Source organism: Aquimarina rhodophyticola, from assembly GCF_042434915.1.
In the GTDB taxonomy this organism is placed as follows: Bacteria; Bacteroidota; Bacteroidia; order Flavobacteriales; family Flavobacteriaceae; genus Aquimarina.
Genome location: NZ_CP170198.1, coordinates 3633624 through 3658679, shown reverse-complemented (window position 1 = coordinate 3658679; position 25056 = coordinate 3633624). Strand labels below are relative to the sequence as shown.

The window sequence follows — 25056 nt, the reverse complement described above, 5'->3', positions numbered from 1 at the left end:
TTTAAAATTTAATAGTGATTACTAAAATAAAAGATTATTGAGCTCTTCTTGTTTCTAAGTCCCCTGTTGATTTATTTTTATATGCAGCCTTTTTTAATTTTCCAAAGTTATAATTAACGGATAATCTAAAATAATTTGTGCTCCATCGTCTGTTGTAATAAATCTCTGTTTGACCTACATTATAGCGACCAGAAGCTATAATGCTATGAAATATATCATTAGCTGTTAATGTACATTTTAGAGAGTTATTGAAAAATGACTTATCCACTGAAATCGTTAAATTATACCTACTATTATCTTTATAAATTCCATATTTTTTATCTCCTAAGTACCAAAACAAAATTTCAGCATTAAAAGTATCAGATATATTAAATCTATTATTAGAATAAAGATACAAATTAAGGTTAGGATCAATTGATTCAAAATCAAATTGATTATCTATTATGTTGGTATGTAATAAACTCAAAGTATTGTTAGAAGTAAACCATTTTCTACTAAACATTCTTGAAACAGATGTAAAAAAAACGTGTCGCTTCTCTAAATTTATTCCTTTTAAAACATAACTATTAGGACCTTCTCCTCTAAGAGCTGCCGCATCCATTGGATCTAAAGTATAATTATATCCAATTTTATACGTCGTTTTCTTTGTCGTGCTTCCTAATTCAAAAGCGTGCGTGATTTCAGGAATTAATTCTGGATTTCCTTGTATTGACGTAAAAGGATCTTGATATATCAAAACAGGATTTAACGATCGATAAGCAGGCCTTCTTATTCTTGATGAATATGCGAAATTAAGGGTGTTATTCTCAGAAATTTTGGTGTTTACAGAAAAATTTGGAAAAAAATTGAAATAATCATCTTCTATTAGTTCATCCTCATCTAGTGAGGATATGTCTAAATCGTAATTAGTAAATTCTCCCCTTACACCAATAACATAATTTATTTTTTTATTTAAGGTTCCTTGATAACTAAAGTATGCGGCTCCAATTGATTCTTTATAACCAAATGAATTTGATAGATCATTGTCAATAACAAAATTAGAATTATCATTTGAAACTAAAAAATCTAAATCTGATTCATTATTAACATAACTATATCTTGTCCCTACTTCTAAAGAACTCTCATTTTTAAAAACCTTTTTGTAATCTAATTGACCTGAAAAAATATCAATATCAAGATTTAATAAGTTTTTAAGAAACCTTGATGAATCTGTGGTTCCTATTGTATTTTCTTCAAGAATGAAATTATCTGTGTCTGCATTAAAATTAGAATATTGACCTCCAAAAAAAAGTTCAGTCCCTAAAGTATCAATAGGCTTGTTATAGTTTAATGATATCGAATTATTTACTACTTTTTCATCTCTATCAATATCACTTTCAAAAAAACTTGTGTTACTACTATTGGTGATTTCATTATTACTTAATTGACTCCCCCCTAATCCTTCCGAAAATCCTGAATACTCCAACGACACATAACTATTATCATCATTAGTATACTGAAGGCCCGAACCATAGTATGAGTAATTTTCAAATTCACGACGCCAATCGGTCGTTAAATCAGTCTGTAAAAAAACATTCTCATCATCTCGATCTCTAGTAGTATGCAATAGTTCTCTTTCCTTACCCAGTTGAAGTGCATAATAACTATTAGATGAAAAACGACCTTTATTAAGATCCAGATTCAAACTTGAGTATGAAATTGTTCCTCCAAATTCAGAATAGCTTACATTTTGTTTAATACCTACTTGATAGCCATCACCTATGTTTTTAATAGTACTAATATTTACTACGGCGGCACCTTCTGCGTCATATCTTGAAGAGGGATTTCTTATTATTTCTATTTTCTTGATGTTGGATGGTGAAATCAGTGCTAATTGATCATCGGTAATTCGTTTTCCATTTAAATATAGAATCGCTCTTCCTTTTCCAAATACTGAAATGACGCCATCATCCATAATTATATCTGGTGATTTAGATAAAATTTCATTCGTAGAATTACTGGTGGCTAATGTTGTATTTTCAATCAAAACCTCTATTGTACCATCTGATTTTTGCTTGTAAACAGGTTTTCTAGCCTTTAATACAACTTCATCCAAAGCATCCCCCAAGTTTTGTACTCTTATCTCTCCTAAATCCATCATCGAATCACCTAAATATTTTATACTTATAAAAGTATCATTAAACTCTAATGATGATAGTTTAAACAGTATCTCTTGGTTTGTTAAGTCATTTAATTCAAAATCTCCTTCATAAAAAAAAGCTCCTTTTATTAAAGTAGAATCTTTAGGGTTGAGAGCCATAACGTTTCCTGATGGTAAATATCCGTCGGGAGTTTTCGCTTTTCCTCTTATAGAATAGTTTATTTCTTGTGAGAATGAAATTAATGGTATGATGGTTAATAAAAAGTATCCTAATTTCTTCATTATGATATTATTTGATTATTTGGTTTTAAGTTTTTTGATAGTAATCTTTCTAAATATAATTGCTTATTAAATTCTCTAAATTTACTCAAATTTAATTTCGAAATAACTTTATTAGTTGCATCATCTCTTAACTTGTATTTATTAGCTTCACTGGCAACATTATAAAAGTTCATTTTATAATGATTATTATCCATGAAACTCATAAATTCTTCATAAGAAAGAAGTTCTAATTGAATACATGCTTTTTTAAATGCTTTAAATATTTCAAGATTTAAAAAAGATCTTTCTGTTTTAATATGGAAAGTGCTTATGCTTTTGATATTCACAAAGGAAATCTCTACTATTAACTTGACAAGAATATCTACAGGAAAAAGACTAATACTAGAGTTTTCTTTCAAGAGTTCTTCATAATAATAGTTTAGTTCTGATAATGACTTCAATTTTAACCACATCAAATTTTTGCTAAGATCAGTAGGAAAAAAACCATCTTCAAACCTACCTCCTACATTTGAAATTCTAAAAACTTTGCTTTTAAATTGATAATAGTTCTTAATATATTCTTCTGCTTTAAGTTTTGATGAGGCATGAATATAATTTCCTGGATCCTGTCCTAAATCCATATCTGTTTCATAAAAGTTTTCAACTTCATACGGCATTACTTTCCCTACAACGCCAATTGTCGAAATAAAATTAAAATTCTTAATTCCTTTTTTATTACTCCAATCTACAATATTCTTCGTTCCGAGATAGTTTATATGTTCTTCGCTAGTTTTTTTGCTAATAAATTCTGGAGAGCCTGCTATATGAAATATAGTGTCGATTTCATTTATTTTCTTCTCATTAGGTTTCATACCCAAATTATCTAAATACAAATTCCCTTCGATTATTTGAATTCTAGAAGTATCTACAATATCATAATGTTTTTGGAAAATTGACCAAAATCTTTTTTCTGGAGAATTGAAATCTTTTTTCTGTACAATACAATAAAGTTTTGCTTTTGTATTTGTATGCAGATAACTAACCATGGCAGCCCCTACTAACCCTGTTGCTCCAGTTATCAAAATATTTTGTGGCGTATATTTCGAAAATTCTTCTTTACTTATATTATCTAGTAGATTCTCATATTTTTGTTTTCTTAGTATTGGGTCTAATTTATCATTATTTAAATTTGTTATTATTTTATCATTTTGCAACTGAAAAACTATTTTTTTTACAAGTTTTGATACTGTTGAGTATGAGTATATTTCTTCATATAAGATTTTTATTCCTTCTATATTTTTTTCGATCTCATCAATCATATCTAATGCTGAAAGTGATGTTCCTCCTAGCTCAAAAAAGTCTTCATCATCACTAAAATTATCAAAATCAAGAATTGAAACCCAAGAATTTTTAACAATACTATTTATTTGGCTTTCGTCTATTCTATGGTTTTCATTTTTTTGTTCTTTAATAGAGCTTGAAATATTTTCTAATTGTACATAAATTAAATCTGTGAGTTTATTTACAGTAGCATACGAATAAATTTCTTCATACAGTATTTTTATTCCCTTTATACTTTTTTCGATCTCATCAATCATATCCAATGCTGAAATTGATGTTCCTCCTAACTCAAAAAAATCTTCCTCCTCATTAAAATCATTCATGTCTAAAATAGAAGACCAAACTTTATTAAGTATAACCTTTATTTCTTTTTTATTAAATATTTTAGCGTTAGTTCCCTCTTTTTTCGAGGTACTTTTGACTATATCCTTAGTATTTAGAAAGCTTTTTTTAACTTCTGGCCAAAATCGTTTAGGGCTAAAATAAGGAAGTTCTATATTATTGTATTCAGAAGTAAAACCTGATTTAAGAGAATCTACTCCTGACTCTAACATATTGGTATAAAGTAAAAATCTGTCATTATTAGAAAGATCTCCATAAATATAATCTAATTTCAAGTTGTTAAACCTACTCTGATTTTTATTTGAAAAATCAATTATAACAACATTCCTAATAAGAGAAGTTTGTCCTAAATATTTCTTAAATTGATTTTCATCAAAGGGATTATTAAGTTCTTTTTCTTCGCTTGTTTTCTCAATTATTTCTCTTACTGAAATTTCTGACTTAATCAATTTATTTATTGCACTATCTTCTTGTGATGTTATAAGTTTTACTTTTACTCCAAGTTTATTGAAGACATATTTATAAATAGTAAATTGAAATAAAATATTTAAGGCATATTGATTTTGTATCTTGTTTAATTCTAAAGAAACATTCTGATCCCACTGCTCTTTAATAAACAAATTTTCAATGAATATTGATTCAATGAACTCTTTTGAATAGTGAAGGATATTTAAATCCAATAGCAAAAAAAGCTTTTCATCAACCGAATTAGTTTTTTTTGCCTTTAGGGATGTAATTAATGACTCTTTGGAAGAATAAATTATTCCCTGATTTTCTTTATTTATCTGAAAAACTCTGTTGAGTTTTGAACACAGTTTATATATATCTTCATCGCAATCTATATTATCAATTTTCTCTATTAGATACTCTTTATAAGACTTTAGTTTATGACTGTTATCATGACTTATTTGAAGATACTTCAATTCTTGCTTATCTGGTGTTTTTATAGTATTGTTTGCATCGTTTTTAGACAGAACAAGATGTACATTTGTACCTGTTAATCCAAAACTACTAACACCTCCTATTCGCTCCTTATCTTTACTAGTCCAATCTTCGGCAATTGTGGGAACATATAAACCTGTTTCTTCTAAGTCAAAATATTCATTCAACTTATTAAAATTAGACTGAATCGGAATAACTTTGAAATTTAATGCAGCAACTAACCTAAGTACACCAGCTAATCCACTTAAATAATCCAGATGGCCTATTTGACCTTTAAAAGAACTTACTGCAAATGGAATGTTTTTACGAGAAGAGTTTAATTGAGAAAGAGCTTGTTTTATAGCTTCTACTTCAATTGGGTCACCCAAAATAGTGCCAGTACCATGAGCTTCTATATACCTCATTTTTTCTACGTCTACTTTTGAATTTTCCCACGCCTGTACAATTACTTCTTTTTGTGCTTCAGAACTAGGAGCTGTTAAACTTGATATCCTATTTCCTCCATGATTTACTGCAGCCCCCTTTATTTCTGCTAAAATTGCATCTTTGTCTTTAATAGCCTGCTCGTAGCGCTTAAGCACAAAAAATATAGCTCCTTCTCCATTCATTGTTCCATCAGCATTTTGGTCAAAAGGTCTACATGCCTCTTTTTTAGACTGAACAACATTATTCAAAACATTTTCTTTAGTAAGAGCTAGTGTTTTAACACCTCCCACGATTGCCATATCACATTCATGAGCGTTTAAACTTTGTTTTGCGACATTTATAGCAACCAAAGAAGAAGAACATGTTGTATTTACTGAAACTACAGGTCCTCTTACATCCAAGTATTTTGCTAATCTTGTACCTTCAATCCCTTCTATGATATCAAAACTATTAAATGATAAGTCAGAATAATTAGTATAGTTCTGATAAGCAGATTTAGAGCTGGTATAAAAAATACCTGTTTTTGACCCTTTCAAAGATGCCTCTGCATACCCTGCATGATAGCAAGCCTTGACTGCATTGGTCAAAAAAAGACGATGTTCTGGAAATAGTCTCAAAGATTCTCTTTCAGTAAAGCCAAAATACGCATTATCAAACTTATCTATTTCTGCCAGATAACCCGACTTAGCCATTTCAATATTGCCAAATACTAATTCGATTTCTTTTAATCGCTCTTTAGGCATTTCATCGATATATGTATTCTTATCGTATAAAGATGCTTTTAAATCCTCCCAGTTTTTAATATTGGGTAAATCAAAAGACACCCCTATAATTGCTATAGAATCATTCATGATTTTTTAAAATTTAAGTTCTTCTATAATTTCATTTTCAGCTAATTTTTCTTGTTCAAACAATTTAGCTTGATCTTCGATAGTCGTGTAATTAAACAAATCAACTATATTAATGGATACATCAAATTCTTTTTCTAGACTATGCTTAAATTTCATTACTAAAATAGAATTACCTCCTATTTCAAAAAAATTGTCCAAAACTCCTATTTCAGGTATGCCAAGCACACTTTGCCAAATTGATGATAATCTTATTTCCAATTCATTCCTAGGAAATGTCTTGGCACTATTTTGTGAATTTTCTACCTTGAAGTCCTTAAGACTATCTCTATCAACTTTTCCATTAAAAGTTAATTGGAGCATATCTTTTTCTACAAAAATACTAGGTATCATATATTTTGGCAAATAGGCTAATAAGGTTTCTTTTAGTGCTTCTTTATTATAATTAGCATTAGGAACAACAAAAGCTATTATTCTCTTATTTTCTCCTTCTCCATCGACTAGAACTCCCACATTCTTGACATATCCCGTATTTAAAATACTTACTTCTATTTCCTCTAGCTCTATTCTTATTCCTCTAACATTAACTTGCAGGTCACTTCTTCCTAAAAATTCAATATTTCCATCAGCCAAATATCTTCCTAAATCCCCTGTTCTGTATAATTTGGTATCTGATTCAAATGGATTATCTATAATTTTTTTACGAGTTTCTTCTTCCCTGTTCAAATATCCTTTTGTCAAGCCAAGTCCCCCAATACATATTTCTCCAATAAAACCAATCGGCATTAGCTTATCAGATGAAGGTGAAAGAATATAAACCTGCCTGTTGTTTATAGGTTTTCCTATTGGGATATTTGTACTCAGCTTATCAACTTTATAAAAAGTAGCGCAAACAGTACTTTCTGTTGGTCCGTAAGAATTATATATATCAATTTTATCCCAAACTTTATCCATGTAATTGGGTTGTAAAACATCTCCTCCACTAATTACTGCACGTAAATTATATGTCTCTTCAATAAAATTTTCATTTAGGTACTGAACTAAGAAGGGGCTTGTAGATAAAATAGAGACCTCTTCTTTTTTACAAATATTTAAAATTTCTGAAAAATCATTTTTGTTTTTATTAATTATCATTTTTGCCCCACTAATTAATGTAGGAAAAATCTCCTCAACAGAAGCATCGAAGGATAAACTAGCGTGCTGAAGAATAATATCTTTATCTGTTATCTGAATATAATTTTTAAATGTTAACGAATAGTCTACTAAGGATTCATGTGTAATAGGAACACCTTTAGGTTTACCTGTAGATCCAGAAGTATATATGATATATGCGGCATCATTATAGTCTATCTTTTCTTTATCAAATTCAGAGTTATAATCAAGTCTTTCTTTAATGAATTCGCTAATGATAGCATCATTAATTACAAATTTACAATTACAATCATTAAGAATATATTCTTTTCTATGCAATGAAAAATCTATATCAATAGGTACATATGTTCCTCCTAATTTAAGAATAGCCATAATAGAAACGATGGCGTAATCACTATTCTGAAGTTCTAAACCTATAACATCTGAATGTCTTAATTTATATTTGACGTTAAGAAAATGAGCAAATCTATTGACCTCACTACTTAACTGCTCATAAGTAAATGAGGCGTCTTCATCAATAATCGCTGTTTTTAATTTATAATTTTGAACTGTTTCTTCAAATAAATCGATTATTGTATTTTCAAATTGACCTTCAGAAGGTTTATTAAATCCTGATTCTATTAAGTCCTTTTCTTTTGTTAAAACAATATCTGTATCTTTAATTTTACTTTCTGAATTATTTAGATAATTTTGGAGTATATTCTCTATAAGCTCATTAATTCTCTCTAAGGTAAAATTGTTTTTTAATTCTCTTTGAAGCGTATAATTTAAAGTAAATCCGTCGTTCCCAGACATATTTACGTCCATATCTAAGAATGTATTAGTTGATTCAAATGATTTTATACCCAGTTTTTGCAAATAACCATCTTCTTTTCCATTTGTTTGAAACTTGGCATCTAGTTCTTTTCGAACATGAAAATCTAAATAATTAAATAGTATATTAAAAATGGGTGAAGTATCAGAAGAATCTTTGGATATAGTTTTTTTTATTTCATTAAGAGTTAAACGGTCATTCTTTTTTATATAATTAAATTTATGATCTATTTTTTTAAAATATTCTCCCCAAGTATCACTAACGTCAATTTCACTTTTTACAGGAAGCGTATTCAAAAAACAACCCAATAACTTTTCTCCATCTTCTATTAATGGCCGATTATTATCTACCGAACCCATTATAAAATTATCCTGATTGGATAACAAATGAATAATATAATATAGAGTTCCATAAATAACTGATTTTAATGCCAAATCATCATTTTTGCATTTAGATGTTAACTGATCTCTAAATATTTTGTCATATTCCTTTTTATATTGTTCATATACTGGCTTAGTTTTAAAAAGGCTTATCTTATTCAATCCATTCAATTCCTTATTCCAAAATTCTTTATTAATAGAATTATTATTTCCAAAAATTTCTTCAACAACGGCTTGTTTATTACTCGATTTAAGAGGTTTTATTTCAATACTTTCCTTTTCTCCTAAAATATATTGTTCATAACCTTTAAACAATTCTGTATAAAGCGAAGCTTGGCTCCATCCATCTAATATAGCATGATGAAACTGAAATAATAAAACTTCATTATTTTCTGAAACCGTAAACAGATTCATGTTCCAAAGAGGGGCAGTATCAAAATCAAATGATTTTACACGTTCGGATTCCATAAATCTATTCACAAAGTCTTTTTGTCCTGAAATATCCAAATCTTGAATATCTATTCTGGTAATATCAAAATCTACTTCTTTTAATACAATTTGAACTTCACTATTAAAATCTCCAATATTAAAGCTGGTTCTTAAAGCAGAATGTTTTTTCACAAGTTTTGAAAGTATCTCTTTGAATATAGTTATATTCAATTTAGGAACATTAAAAACAAATTGATCATGATAAGTACCAGCAGAAGGATTTAATAAAGATGCTAAAACCATTCCTTTCTGTATATCCCTCATAGGATAAACATCTTCTATGTTTTCAGGATCGTCAATTTTCTGAAGAACGCTTTCCTTTAATTGATGAATATCATTTTCTATCTTCTTTTTTTGTGCTTTAATTTTGGATAGATCATCACCATTAACCAACTGAATTTCATCACATAATCCTTCTATAGTATTTGATTCATATAACTGTGCTATTGTGAGGCTTGTATCATATTTATTATTGATCTTACTTATCAATCGTATCGAGAGGATAGAATCACCGCCTATCCTAAAAAAATTACTACGAACGCCAACTCCCTCATATTCTAGCACTTCTTCCCAGATTCGCACCAACCCTTCTTCCATCTCATTTCTAGCAGCTACATATTGATCTGATACTACATGATCATCCTCCATAGCAAGTAAGACCTTACGATCCACCTTGCCACTCGATGTTAATGGAAGCTCTTCTAGAATCAGTATCTGGCTGGGAACCATATAATCTGGTAAATGAGTAGTCAAATAATCATATAAGGCATCCTCTGTATATTCTTCTTTGGCAATCACATAGCCTACTAAATATTTCCTCGAACTTTCTCCTCTTACCATTACAACTGCATTATCTACATATCCAGAGGATTGCATCTTGCTTTCTATCTCTCCTAATTCTATACGATTACCGCGTATTTTTACCTGATCATCTATCCTACCGATATAAGCAATCTCTCCATTTGGCAACCATCTCGCCAAATCACCCGTACGATAAATCCGAGCTCCTTTGGTAAATGGACTTGTTATAAATTTATCAGAATTGAGATCAGGACGGTTCAAATAGCCCTGTGCTACCTGAATACCCTCTATCAATAATTCTCCTGGAACTCCGATGGGTTGCTCTAATAAATTCTTGTCTACTATATAAATCTTAGTATTAGCAACAGGCTTTCCTATACTTACGCCTTTTTCTTTGGTATCTACATCGGTTAAGTCTATAGAAGTGACATCTATACCAGCCTCTGTAGGACCATACAAATTATGAATCCGAACCCAAGGAAGTTTTTGCTTAAATTCTTCTACCATACTACTAGGTAAGGCTTCTCCACTACAAACTACGTGACGCAAACTTCTACAGGTTTCTGGAGTTAAATTCTCCAAAAATATGCCCAACATCGATGGAACAAAATGTGTAATCGTTATTCTTGAATCCTCGATAATCTGCTGAAGATATAGAGGATCTTTATGACCTTCTGGTTTTGCGAAGACCAATTCACAACCCGTAATGCTAGGCATTAATAACTCCCAAACCGAAACATCAAAGGTATAAGGAGTCTTCTGTAAAATGACATCGCTTCTATCAACACCCAAATCATCTCGCATCCATAGTAATCGGTTGTATAGACCTGCATGCGTATTCAGTACTCCTTTGGGGTTACCCGTAGAGCCAGAAGTATAAATACCATATGCTACATCTGAACCTTTTAAATTTAAATCTAAGCCCCCTTTACTAAGACCTGATTGGGCTGCTCTAAAACTCGCAATAAAACTAGCATCTATACACACTTTGTAATTACTATCCTGCTCAATATAAAGAACCCGTTCCTCGGGATACTGTGTATCAATAGGGATATAGGCACCTCCCGATTTTAGAACCCCTAAAATTGAAATCAACATATCCTGGCTCCGATCAAGTCGTACACCTACCAAATCATTTTTTTCTATCTTGTAATTCTTAACAAGATAGTTGGCTAATTGGTTGGACTGCTCATCAAGATCTCTATAAATCATTGTAGTACCTTCAAAACTTACCGCAGGAGCTTTTCCTTCTTCCTTTACATGAGTAGCCATTAAGCCTAATACTGTAGTATCCTCAGTATATACTGCTTCTGTTATATTAAACTCCTTTATTTGTCTTAATTCTTTTACAGAAAGAAGAGACGTATCTTTAACTTTTGCATTGGGATTTTCTAAATATTGTGTTAAAATATTTTCAACATAGTCACATATGTCTGCCAAAGAATATTCAAACTCAAACTCTCTTGTTAATTTTAAATGCAGTTCAATAGACCTACTATAGATATCAATAATATTAATATCCAAATAAGTATTTGTTACCTCAAAAGATTTCAATTTAGATTTTCTACTTTTAAAATGTTTTGAATCCGAATCAGAAACCTTTAGATCTTTATAAACATTATAAAAGTCAATATAATTGTAAATTATATCGAAGAAAGGGTTTTCAATACTTCGTTCTTTTCCAACAATTTTAGTTATATCATATAAGGTAGATCTGTCTTTTGTTTTAAGGACTTTCATTTCATTATCCATTGCTCTGAAAAACTCTAACCATGTTAGATTTTCAAACTCTTTCAAAGAGAGTCTCATGGGTAAAGTATTTAAAAAACATCCTAAAAGTCTATCGCTATCTTCAATAGGAGGTCTCGTATTAGAAACCATTCCTAATACGAAGTCATCTTGAAAAGAAATTAGTTTTAATACGTAGACAAAAGCTCCAAAAATCATATCTCTATAACGTAATTCATGATCTATTGAATGTTGCTTTAATTTCTTAGTAATCTCTGCATTAATGAACACTCTATAAGATTCAAAAGTTTCCTTTTTTGAAAAAATATTTAATTTATTATGTCCAATTAATCTATCTTTCCAGAATTTAATTGTTGTAGGATTTTTCTTTTCTACTACTTCTTCTATCACTGCATCTTTAACCGTAAAGCTTAGTTTTTCAGGAATATATACAGGTTCAGTTTCTAATCTCGAATAAATATTAAAGAGCTGAGTATTAAATGAAGCCATGCTCCAACCATCTAGAATAGCATGATGAAATTGAATTAAATAAACCGTACTTTTACTATTCACATTAAAGAGCTTAATTCGCCATAGCGGAGCCTTACTAAAATCATAAGGTTTGAACCGTTCTGCTAGCATAAACTCTTTAATATATTCTTCTTGTTGTTCTTGTTCTTTATAAGAGGTTAAATCTTCAAACTCTAAAATCGGATCAATTTGTCTGTGTAGTATTTGAATCTGTTCATTATAAGATTCTAAATCAAAACTGGTTCTTAGGATTGGATGTATATCCACCATCAGTTCTAATGCTTTTTTGAAGCGATTAGAATCTTTAATTAAAGGAACATAAAACACAAATTGATCATGATAAACGGCACTTCCAGGATTCCTCAATGTAGTGTATATCATTCCTCTCTGGATATCATTCATGGGATAAACATCCTCGATGTTTTCTTTATTTAACTTTAATGAACTATTATTATTTTTCATTTTTAATTTTTTAAGTGTAATGATACTTTTGTGATGAAATTTATTTAGAGGCATTCGAATATCGATTCGAAAGTGATATAAAAAGATATAATCCGACGTTTTCTCAAACTAGTATCAAAATAAATAATTAGAGATATTTTAAATTGTCAAATTGTTTAATATAGGATACAAAGCTATTGACTAAATTATTTCGAGGTGTTATAATTACGCTCTACCTGAATAAAGGTATTAGATTAAATAATTTTTACGAAGAACTAAAGTCATTTACCTCTTATAGTAAATATTTTGTTACGAAGACATAGATACTAGGATCTTTCGAGGTCCTTCAAAAGGCATTCGCCCATGAGCGGTAAGTATATTATCAACTAGCATCAAATCGCCCTTTTCCCATTTAAATGTTACCATATTATTTTTTGCAACAGACCGAATTTCCTCTAACATTTCTAAAGGAATCTCATCACCACCGCAAAAGGTTGCATACTGAGGCATGCTTGTAGGGTCTTCTTCATATATCTCCATTAACGCTTCGTAAACTTCTGTCGAATTGGTACTTGGGTGAAACTGATCTGCTTGATTGAACCAAACTTCCTCATTTGTTATAGGATGTTGGATAATAGCTTTTCGTCTTTGAACAAGCCGGAGACTATCATCATCATTCCAGGTATATAAAATATCATTTACCTTACAGTAATTCTCTACCTCTCCTTTTTGGCTTGTTTCAAACGTATCTTTCCAGGAAGGGCCTGCTCCAAAACCGCTATGCAAATTTCGAATATACTCCACCCCTTTTTCCTTGAACACCTTCTTGGTATTTTCTGAAAGATCAAATAAGATAGCTCTACTATCAGCAACTACAGTACCACCTCCTTTCATTGGAGCGGTTTCGCAACAAAAGAAAATAAAACTAGGCCATTGACTTCCATAAGAAAGTTCATTATGTAAAGAAATAAACTCTTCAGCTGGATGCTCTGTTGATGTATACACTTTCCCTTGTAATTTGGTGCGAGGTGAATTACCATCAACATAATCCATTGAATTACCAGGAAAAGCATTGACACAAGTTTCTAGTTTTTCAGCGTCATAAATTTCAAAAGATTTAAAAAGTATAGCTCCATGAACAGCAAGTAACTCTTTAATGATTTGAGGCTTTGTTTTCAACAATTCCGGGAGAGATTTTATTTCAGAAGATATTTTATCCCATACAAAAGGAAGATTTGCTTTTGGTCTCATTTTTTTGATTTTTAATATAAGTTAATTTTAGTTATTTATTACATCGTCCATTAAACTACCAAAGGAAACTTTTATATTTTCTCTTAGCTCTTTATTTTCCTCTGCAAAATCTGCATTTGTTTCAATCTGCTCACATAGTCCTTCAATAGTATTGGATTGGTATAATTGAGCAATAGTAAGATTTACCTCAAACTTCTTATTAATCTGACCTATCAATCTAATCGATTGAATAGAATCGCCTCCTACTCTAAAAAAATTGTCACAGACTCCTATGCCTTGATAATCCAAAACTTCTTCCCATATTTTTACCAGTCGTTCTTCCATTTCATTTCTTGGCGCTACATATTTCTCTGATACAATTTGCCCTTTTTCGAAATCTGGAAAACCTTTTCTATCGACTTTTCCATTTGATGTTAATGGAAATTTTTCTATAATCAATATGGGACTGGGAACCATATAATCTGGTAAATGAGTTGTCAAATAATTGCGCATACTATCTTCTGTATACGTTTTTTTAGCAATAACATACGCTACTAAAAATTTATTTCCATTCTCAGATTCCCTTATCACTACCGCTGCATTATCTACATGTTTAAAAGACTGAATCCTGACTTCTATCTCTCCCAACTCAATCCGATTTCCTCTTATTTTTACCTGATTGTCTAACCTTCCTATGTAGACAATCTCTCCATTCGGAAGCCATCTTGCCAAATCGCCTGTGCGATATATACGCTCTCCTTCAGTGAATGGACTTGGGATAAATTTCTCCTCATTAAGATCTGGACTATTCAAATAACCCTGTGCAACCTGAATCCCCTCTATCAATAATTCTCCGGGAACTCCGATAGGTTGCTGTGATAAATGCTTGTCTACTATATAAATCTTAGTATTAGCAACAGGCTTACCTATGCTTACGCCTTCTTTAACAGTGTCTATATCCGTTAAGTCTATCGAAGTGACATCTATACCTGCCTCTGTTGGGCCATATAAATTATGAATTCGAGCCCACGGTAATTTTTCTTTGAATTCTTCTACCGTACTACTTGGTAAGACTTCTCCACTGCATATTACATGACGTAAAGTCCCACAATTTTCAGGCTTGATATTATCCAGAAAAACCCTTAGCATAGAAGGAACAAAGTGTATAATACTCACCTGTGAATCTTTTATGATTTGCTGCAGATAACCTGGATCCTTATGCCCCTCTGGTTTTGCAAAAACCAAATGACATCCTGTAATCGAAGGCATCAATAACTCCCATACCGAAACATCAAAGGTGTAAGGTGTCTTTTGCAGTATGACATCTTTTTGATTGATTTTCAAATCATCACGCATCCAAAGTAAACGATTGTAAAGTCCTGCATGTGCATTTACTACTCCTTTTGGATTACCTGTTGAACCAGAAGTGTAAATACCATAAGCCAAATCTGATCCATCTACTCTAATGGTTAATGCTTTTTTACTTAGCCCTTTCTGTACCGATTTAAACTCTGCAAGAAAACTTTCGTTTATACATACTTTATAACCACTATCTTCTTGGATATACCGTACACGTTCTTTTGGATATTGCATTCCCATAGGTACATATGCGCCTCCTACTTTTAGAATTCCTAAAATCCCTATTAACATTTCCCGGTTTCGATCCAGTTGTACTCCTACTAGATCATTCTTTTTTACCTTATATTTCTTTGCTAGATAGTTGGCCAATTGGTTGGAGTGTTCATCCAGTTCTTTATAACTCATCGTACTACCCTCAAAACTTACAGCAGGTGCATCTCTTTCTTCCTGTACACGAGTCGCCATTAAGTCTAATACCGTAGTACTTTCAGAATATTTTGTTTCTGTTGCATTGAACCCAGACAGTAATTCAATTTCCTCAGAAGAAAGGAACTCAGTATCTTTAACCTTATCCTTGAGGTTTGTTATATAGTTCAATAAGCCTTGTTCCACATAGCGGTGAATTTTTTCTAAAGTTAGATTATTTTTCAATCCTCTTTTTAGCTTGTATTTTAGTATTAATGAATCGCTTTCCAAGTTCACAGTTAAATCTAACGATGTATTGGTTGCTTCAAAAGATTCAGTATTAATTTCTTCTTCTTGAGATTTTTTGAAACTCTTATCCGCTTCTAAATCTAGAGAATCATAAATATGAAAATTGACATAATTAAATATTACATCAAAGAATGGTGATCCCCCTATCGTTTCTTCATTTGTAAGTTTAGAAATTTCATATAATGTTAATCGTTCATTCTTCTTAATTTTTGTTAAATGATTTTCGGTTTTTTTAAAAAAATCCGTCCACGATAATGATTGAACATCGTTCAATTTGTTTCTAACAGGGATAGTGTTTAAAAAACATCCCAATAATTTGTCACCATCTTCGATTGCAGGTCTATTGTTTGTCACCATCCCTACAACAAAATCGTCCTCATAGTTTAAAGCTTTTAATGCATAAATAAATGCCGAATAAACAGCTGTCTTTAAAGATATTGAATCTTCTCTACACTTACTTTCTAGTCTGTATTTGAAACTGAAATCAAAACTATAAGTATTTGTCAATATTTGATTTTCATTTCTAAAAATATCTAGTTTTTTGTATTCATCCAATTCAATTTTCCAAAAGTCAATAAATTCTGGGGTCCTTTGATCGTAAAGTTCTTCAATTATAGCACCTCTATTAGTAACCTTAAGTTCTTCTATTTTTAAAGGAACCTTACTTTCCAATTGTCTATAAATTTGAAACAACTCTGTATTTAAAGATGCAACACTCCAACCATCTAGGATAGCATGGTGAAATTGAAATAAAAACATACTGGCATAATTGTTTACTTCAAACAAACTGATCCGCCATAAGAATTCGGAATCAAATTGAAAAGGCTTACTACGCTCGGATAGCATATATTTTTGTATGTATGCTTCTTGTTCTTTTGTCCCTAAGTCTTTAATATTTCTAAAATCAATAGTGAAATCTACCTTCTTCTTTACGATTTGAATAGGTGTTTGATAAAATGTCAAATTAAATTGAGTTCTTAATGTCGCATGTTTCCAAATCAATTTTGAGAATGCTTCTCTGAACAATTTTTTATTTATCGTTGGAATTTGAAAAATGAACTGATCGTGATATACTCCTGATTCTGGATTTAAGCTAGAAAGCGTTACCATCCCCTTTTGAATATCACTCATTGGATAGATATCTTCTATATCGTGAGAGTCATCAATTTCCGATAGAACACTTTCTTTTAACTCCTGAATATCCTTCTCAATTTCATCCTTAATACTTTGTTTATGTGCAAACAGAAGAGTTCCTTCTTCAATCTGTTTACATAATCTTTCTATGGTATTTAATTCATATAACTGTGCTATTGTGAGGCTTGTATTGTATTTCTTATTGATCTTACTTATCAATCGTATCGAAAGAATAGAATCTCCTCCTATCCTAAAAAAATTACTACGAACGCCAACTCCCTCATATTCTAGCACTTCTTCCCAGATTCGCACCAACCCTTCTTCCATCTCATTTCTAGCAGCTACATATTGATCTGATACTACATGATCATCCTCCATAGCAAGTAAGACCTTACGATCCACCTTGCCACTCGATGTTAATGGAAGCTCTTCTAGAATCAGTATCTGGCTGGGAACCATATAATCTGGTAAATGAGTAGTCAAATAATCATATAAGGCATCCTCTGTATATTCTTCTTTGGCAATCACATAGCCTACTAAATATTTCCTCGAACTTTCTCCTCTTACCAATACAACTGCATTATCTACATATCCAGAGGATTGCATCTTGCTTTCTATCTCTCCTAACTCTATTCGATTACCGCGTATTTTTACCTGATCATCTATCCTTCCTATATAGGCAATTTCTCCATTGGAAAGCCATTTAGCTAAATCTCCTGTACGGTATATTCGTTCTCCCTTAGTGAATGGGCTTGGAATAAATTTTTCCACATTAAGATCTGGACGATTCAAATACCCCTGTGCGATTTGAATACCTCCTATCAACAATTCACCAGGTACATCTATCGATTGCGGTGACAAATCCTTATCCACAATATAAATCCTTGTGTTAGCTACTGGTTTACCTATACTTACACCTTTTTCTTTAGTGTTTACATCCGTTAAATCAATCGAAGTAACGTCTATTGCTGCCTCTGTAGGACCATACAAATTATGAATTCGAACCCATGGTAGTTTTTCTTTAAATTCTTCCACCATGTTACTAAGTAAGATTTCTCCGCTACATACAACATGACGTAAAGTCCTACAGCTTTCTGGCTCAAGGTTTTCAAGAAAAACACCCAACATCGATGGTACGAAATGTATAATGCTTACTTTCGATTCTTTTATGATTTGTTGAAGATATTCCGGATCCTTATGCCCTTCGGGTTTTGCAAAAACCAAACAGCATCCTGTAATAGAAGGCATAAGTAGTTCCCATACCGAAACATCAAAAGTATAAGGTGTTTTTTGTAAAATAACATCTGCTTCACTGATTTTAAAGTCGTCACGCATCCATAACAATCTATTGTAAAGTCCCGCATGTTCATTTATTACTCCTTTGGGTTTACCCGTTGAACCAGAGGTATAAATTCCATAGGCCAAACCTGATTCTTGTACTTGCCCTTCTACTTCGGATTTGCTATATTCTTCCTTCTCTGATTCAAAACAGTTAATAAACCCTTGATCTATACATACTTTGTAATTACTATCTTTTTGAATGAATTGAATTCGCTCTTCAGGATACTTTACATCCAAAGGAACATAAGCTCCACCATTTTTTAAAACCCCCAGAATACTTATAAGCATCCATTCGCTGCGCTCTAGTTTTATACCTACTAGGTCATTTATTTCTATTAAATATTTGTTTTTTAAATAATTAGATAGTTGATTAGAACGTTCATCTAGTTTTTTATAGGTCAATTCAACACCTTTAAAAACTACCGCTATTTTATCAGGGTTTGCATCCACTTGTTCCTTAAATAAATCCAAGATTGTTTTATTTTTTGGATAGCGTATTTCTGTACCATTAAAATCGTTTAATACTTTTAATAGCTCTGATTCTGTTAAATATGATACATCCTCTAAAAGCATTTGAGGATCTTCTACAAAACTAGATAATATATGCTTTAAATGATCTCGTATTTGAATGATATTTTGACGGCAGTATATATTTCCATTGTATCTAAGTCTAATTTCTATGTAATCATTTGTAGGGACTATTAAAACATTAAAATCATAATGGGTTTCGATAAAATTCTGACCTGATTCCACAGATAATTTTTCTTTATTTGCATTAACAAAATCTTCTTCTAACTCGTTTTCTGCATAATTCTCAAATACATAAATATGGTCCAACAAATCATTCCCCAATACGCTCTCAGATTGCACTTCTGATAAATTTAAATAATGATGATCCAAACTTGCTATCGAATCTTCTAGTCGTTTACTAAGCAAATCTGAAACAGTCATATTATTATCATAATTAATACGAACGGGTATTGTATTTATAAACAATCCCACCATATCCTCCACTCCATCTATAGCCCCAGGACGCCCTGAAACAACAGAACCATATACAACATCCTTTACATTATTATATTTAGAAAGCAAGTACCCCCATGCACTTTGCATAAAAATATTTTCAGTGACGTTATACTGTACGCATATTTTCCTAAGTTTTTCTAACTGAGAAGCTTCGATTTTTAAGACTTCCTGTTTCCCTAAGTAATTTTGAGAAGGAACTCTTAATCTTTTAAATGGGATCGAAGCTTTTTCTCTATAATCAGACAAATAATTTCTCCAATATGATTTATTGGATACTTTATTTATACTTTCTAGCCATTTTATGTAAGAGGAATACGGAATAACTTCTGGCAGCGATATTGTACGTTCTGTTTCTAAGGAAATTAATATTTGATAAAATTCATTTATCAAAATACTACTACACCAACCGTCCATCAGAATATGGTGGTTACTCCATATAAATTCATATTCTCCATTTCCTATATCCAGAACACTCAATCGCATCAATGAATCTTGTTGTATACTAAATCCACGATTTTTATCTTTTAGCTTAAAGTCAGAAATATATAGTTCTAATGATCCACTTGAAGCCATAGCAGATATATCCTCATAAACAAATGTATCCGTAATTTCCTTACGGACAATTTGTAATAATGTCCCATAAGAAGTACTAAAACCCGTGCGAAGAACAGAGTGACGGGCAATCAACAATTCATAACCTTTACGAATATTACTCAAGGTAACTTCAGGCATTCGCAATCGACAACTACGCTGAGCACAATAGGTAGTTTTTTCATTACCAGACACCCAATGGTAATAAAGGCCTTCCTGTAAAGGAGAAAGAGTGTATACATCCTCTATATTATTATCCTTATTTAGGTCCGATAGTTCTGAAAGGGATAAATCTTTGTAAGTCAAATCACTTGGGGTTAAATAACACCATTTTTCTTCACTCAATTGTGAAATTATTTCTCTCAAAACAAATTTATACGATTCCATTAAATCAGAAATTTGTTGTCCTGCGTAAACAGCATCATTAAACTTGGCTTCGACTTCTAATACTCCGCCTACAAGAATCCCCGCTATACTCAATCTTTTACCTAAACTATTATTTTTCTTGGAAGATTCGACCCCTTTATATTCACTGGAATAACCAAATAATATTTCATCTTTATCTTCTGTACGTTCAATAGCATTTCCAAAATCTCCCAAATAATTAAAAACAATACTCGATCTCAATTCATTCTCAAATCCACCTCCTAAATAACGTAAAATTCCATATCCAATTCCTTTGTTAGGAAGCTTTCGTAGTGACTCTTTTACTTCTATTAAAGAAGCAGTAAAATCGGAAGTATCTTTACTGACCTTTAAAACAAAAGGATACAAGCTCGTAAACCAACCTACAGTCCGGGTAATATCTATCCCATCAATAATTCCTTCTCGACCATGACCTTCTAGGTCTAAAACGACACTGTCATTTCCGAATACCCTTTGGATACTGATTCCTAATGCTGCCAATAAAACATCGTTGATCTCTGTATTATAGACTCGATGTGCCTTGGTTTGCAGTAATTCCACGATTTCTTTTTCTAAAGAAAAATGAGAACTCTTTATCTTTCCTTTACTTAAATCTATGGAAACATCATCTTGATAAATAGGTAATATATCTGAAGATAAAACATCTTCCCAGTAGGATCGTTCCATGTTTAATTGATCGCTAGTTGCATATTCATTAAGCAAAGATGCCCAGCGTTGAAAAGAATCTGTCTTTTTAGGTAAAGTAATTTTTATTTGTTGCTGAAGACCTTCGTATACACTACCCAAATCTTCTAATAAGATGCGCCAGGAAACTCCATCTACAACTAAATGATGAATAATTAATATAATACAATCTTTATCCTTTAATTTAAATAAAGCTGCTTTTATCAAAGGCCCTTGCTCCAAGTTTATGTCTGATTGTAAAATATCACACAATCTAGTCATCTCAAACTGGTAGTCATGTGAATCGGACAAGTCATAAAAATCTAATGAGTATTTTTTTTGGTTCAAGCCCATATTTTCCTGATACCATTTTCCTCCTTCATTTTTATAAACCATCCTCAATGTATCATGATGCTTTACTAAATATTCTAAACTTTTATCCAACAAATTAAAATCAATTGAGGAAGTACTTTCTAATGCCACTGATTGATTATAATGAGATTTATCCACATACGAATCAGAAGATAGAAATGATTCTTGAATAGGTGTTAGTAAAACATTTCCCTTTACTATAGACTGATTTATTACTCGATTGGTCCGAGTTAATTTTCCAGACAACTTCGATAAGACAGGTGTTTGCATCAAATCTGACACCTTTAATGCATACCCTTTTTGTTTCAATCTAGAAACGATCAATATACTCTTTATTGAATCACCTCCTAAGTCATAAAAATTATCTGTAATACTTATTTCTTCTCGCTTCAATACGGATTCCCATACTTCTACTAGAGCTTGCTCTTCATTATTCCGAGGAGCTATATATTCCAATTCAGTAGATAAACTTACTTCTGGATCTGGTAAGGCTCTTTTATCAACCTTACCATTTAAAGTCAATGGTATTTCCTCCAAATACACAAAGTAAGTAGGCACCATATAAGCGGGCAATCGATCTTGTACATAAGATCGTAAATCTGCTCCCTCTATGGGTTCTGAGCTTTTATAATAAGCTACTAACTCCTTATCTCCAGAATCAAGTTCTTTAGCCAGTACAAAAATCGTATCTATTCCTTTCTTCAAGGACAAGGTGCTTTCTATTTCTCCTAGTTCTATTCGATTGCCACGGATTTTCACTTGATTATCTTTTCTGCCTAGAAACTCAATATTCCCATCTGGTAACATTCTTACTAAATCCCCTGTTTTATACAGTTTTTCTTTGGTTTCTGAAAAAGGATTTTGAATAAACTGTTTTTTTGTTAATTCTGGCTTATTGAGATAACCTTTAGCGACGCCTTTCCCACCAATTAATAGTTCTCCAGAAACTCCTACCGGACAAAGATTAAATTGTTGATTCACTACATAAACAGAAGTCTGAGAAAATAGCTTCCCAATAGGGATTGTCTGATAATCGGTATTTCTATCAACGTTGATTAAAAGTTTTCCAATAGTAGTTTCAGTAGGACCGTAATGGTTAATAATTTCTACTTCAGAGTTCTGTTTTTTAATTGCCTCAATATAAACAACAGGTAGAGTATCTCCTCCAAAAACGATCATTCGATTTGGTAATAGGAAATCATTTCCCTTAACTAAAGCTTTCCAATGCGATGGTACTATTTTAATACAATCAATTGAATAAGTGTCAAAATATTCATGAATATCATCAGCATTACGCAGGATTTCTTTTGATGGTAAATGAAGTGTTCCGCCTGAAAGTAATGAACCATAAAGAACTGTGTTACCTAGATCAGTAGCAATATTAGACATAAGCGCAAACCCTTTCGAAGATTCAATATCTGTATATTCAAAAAGTCCATTTACATAATCTATCAAATTAACATGAGTAATCATTACTCCTTTAGGTTGGCCTGTAGAGCCTGAAGTATAAATGACATACACCAAATTTTCAGGTTGGAGTTTGTCCAAGACTACCATTTCTTTAGTATCTTTTATCCTCTCCCATACGTGATCAATAACCAAAGTATTCACAATATAATTCTCGAATTTCTTCTGATCTTTTGAAAAAATAATTAAAGCTTTAACTTTGGTGTCATCTATAACATATTGTATTCTTTCTGTTGGTGCATCCAGATCGATAGGCACATAAGCAGCACCAGATTTTATAATAGCAAGAATAGATACAACTGACCAACATGAAGGAGCTGCCATGAGACCTACAAGATCATTAGGTGCTATTTCAAATTGTTCTTGTAAATAATTCGCTAGTTGACTAGAGCGCTCATTCAACTCTTGATAAGTCAATCTATCATTTCCAGATATTACAGCCACTTCATCTGGCGTTTTGGATGCTTGTTCTTCAAATAAATCTATAATCGTCTTATCCTTTAAATAAGCTCCATCCTTATGATTAAATCTATTTAACAATTCAAATTGTTCTTGCTCCGTTAGATATTCTAATTCACCAATATCAATAGTGGTTTTTTCTATAATTCTATTAACCAGTTCCAAATAATGATTCATCAATTTTGAGATCATATCATAGTCATAGACATCCGTATTAAAAGTCAGTTCGAATTTTATATGGTCTCCAACTTCTTCGAAAATAAATAATGTATCAAATTTAGCCATTGATGCTCCATGATCCTTAAGAGTACTTACCTCCTCTGGAAGCACTTTAGCCCCAGTATTATCAGCAGTATTCTGTAGTATAACTCTTATATCAAATAATCCATTTCTACTTGAATTTTTATTTAAACCTAGCTCTTCGGATAATTGGCCAAAAGGATACATCTGATGTGTGTAAGCATCTAATAAATCTTGTTTCACCTGTTCATAAAATTCATCGAAGGATAAATTAGCAGTTATCGTACTTCTTAAAATTAAAGTATTTACATAAAACCCGATCTGATTTTCTAATTCGGGATGATCTCTTCCTGCTATCGGACTACTTACTATAATATCTTCCTGGTCAGTATAACGATGCAACAAGACTTTTAAGGAGGCTAATAAAAACATGAACATGGTTCCTCCTTTTTCTTTTATATAAGCTCGTATACCTTCCGTGTCTTTTTTACTCAAGTAAGTACTCACTTGTCGACCATTATAGGTTTTCACCAAAGGACGTTTTTTATAAGCTGGTAAAGCCAGTACAGGTAAACTTCCAGAGAGTTTGTTAATCCAATACTTTTTATGTTCTTTATATGCTTCTGTCTCTAGTTGATTTTGTTGCCAAACCACATAATCTTTGTATTGTATCCGTAATTCTGGAAGCCCTAATGGTGTTTCTTCTGTATAATGTTTGTAATAGGCCAATACATCACGTGCCAAAACATTCATAGAGTATCCATCGGTTATAGTATGGTGTTTATTATAATGAAAAATATACTCTGAATCAGACAGCTGCAATAAACAAACCCTTAACAAGGGTGCTTTCCGCAAATCAAAGGGCAAATAAAAATCATTTTGTATATACTCAACTGCACATTTTTCGGGTTCCTCTTCTTCAGTATAATTTTCATACCCAATCTCAAAACCAAGTTCAGATGTATCCAAAACTTTTTGATATACTTGTCCTTCCGAATCCTCCCAAAAAATAGTACGCAAGATTTCATGGCGCTCCAAAACACTCCAAATAGCTCGCTTAAAATTGGGAATATCATACCCACCTTTCAACCTAACAGAATAAGCCATATTATATGCTGCTGAGCCTTTCTGGAACTGACTCAAAATCCATAAATTATATTGGGAAGAAGACAGAGGGTAATACTCCTTTTTTTCAACAACTTGAATATCCAACACTTCTTCTTGATCAGCATACTTTTTCAAGTATGCCACCAACTCTTTCTTATTGCTTTTTATCTTTCCTAAAAGCAGCTCAGATATTTCGTCTCCCTCATAATTTAAGAGTAAGTCCTCTCCTTCTATGGAGAGAAAAATATCATATTCATTAAGTTCTGTAAGTAACTTATTTATATTCATAGG

At 31.7% G+C, this 25056-nt stretch carries 5 protein-coding genes; all 5 read right to left on the bottom strand.

The window, feature by feature from the left end:
- Nucleotides 1-34 precede the first annotated feature (34 nt).
- Nucleotides 35-2422, bottom strand: a complete 2388-nt coding sequence (locus ACE939_RS15730) for an outer membrane beta-barrel protein (RefSeq protein ID WP_378186690.1) — start codon at nt 2420-2422, stop codon at nt 35-37.
- Entirely contained in the window at nt 2422-6303 is a 3882-nt protein-coding gene (locus ACE939_RS15725; RefSeq protein ID WP_378186688.1) for a beta-ketoacyl synthase N-terminal-like domain-containing protein, read from the bottom strand. The genes ACE939_RS15730 and ACE939_RS15725 overlap by 1 nt, the downstream gene beginning before the upstream one ends.
- A gap of 6 nt (nt 6304-6309) precedes the next feature.
- Entirely contained in the window at nt 6310-12657 is a 6348-nt protein-coding gene (locus ACE939_RS15720; protein ID WP_378186687.1) for an amino acid adenylation domain-containing protein, read from the bottom strand.
- Nucleotides 12658-12945: 288 nt separating this feature from the next.
- Nucleotides 12946-13887 carry a TauD/TfdA family dioxygenase gene (locus ACE939_RS15715; RefSeq protein WP_378186685.1) on the bottom strand — a complete coding sequence of 314 codons (942 nt, stop codon included), beginning with the start codon at nt 13885-13887 and terminating at the stop codon, nt 12946-12948.
- Nucleotides 13888-13914: 27 nt separating this feature from the next.
- The gene (locus tag ACE939_RS15710) at nt 13915-25053 is read right to left on the bottom strand and encodes an amino acid adenylation domain-containing protein (RefSeq protein WP_378186683.1); all 11139 of its coding nucleotides are present in this window, start codon (nt 25051-25053) and stop codon (nt 13915-13917) included.
- Nucleotides 25054-25056 lie beyond the last annotated feature (3 nt).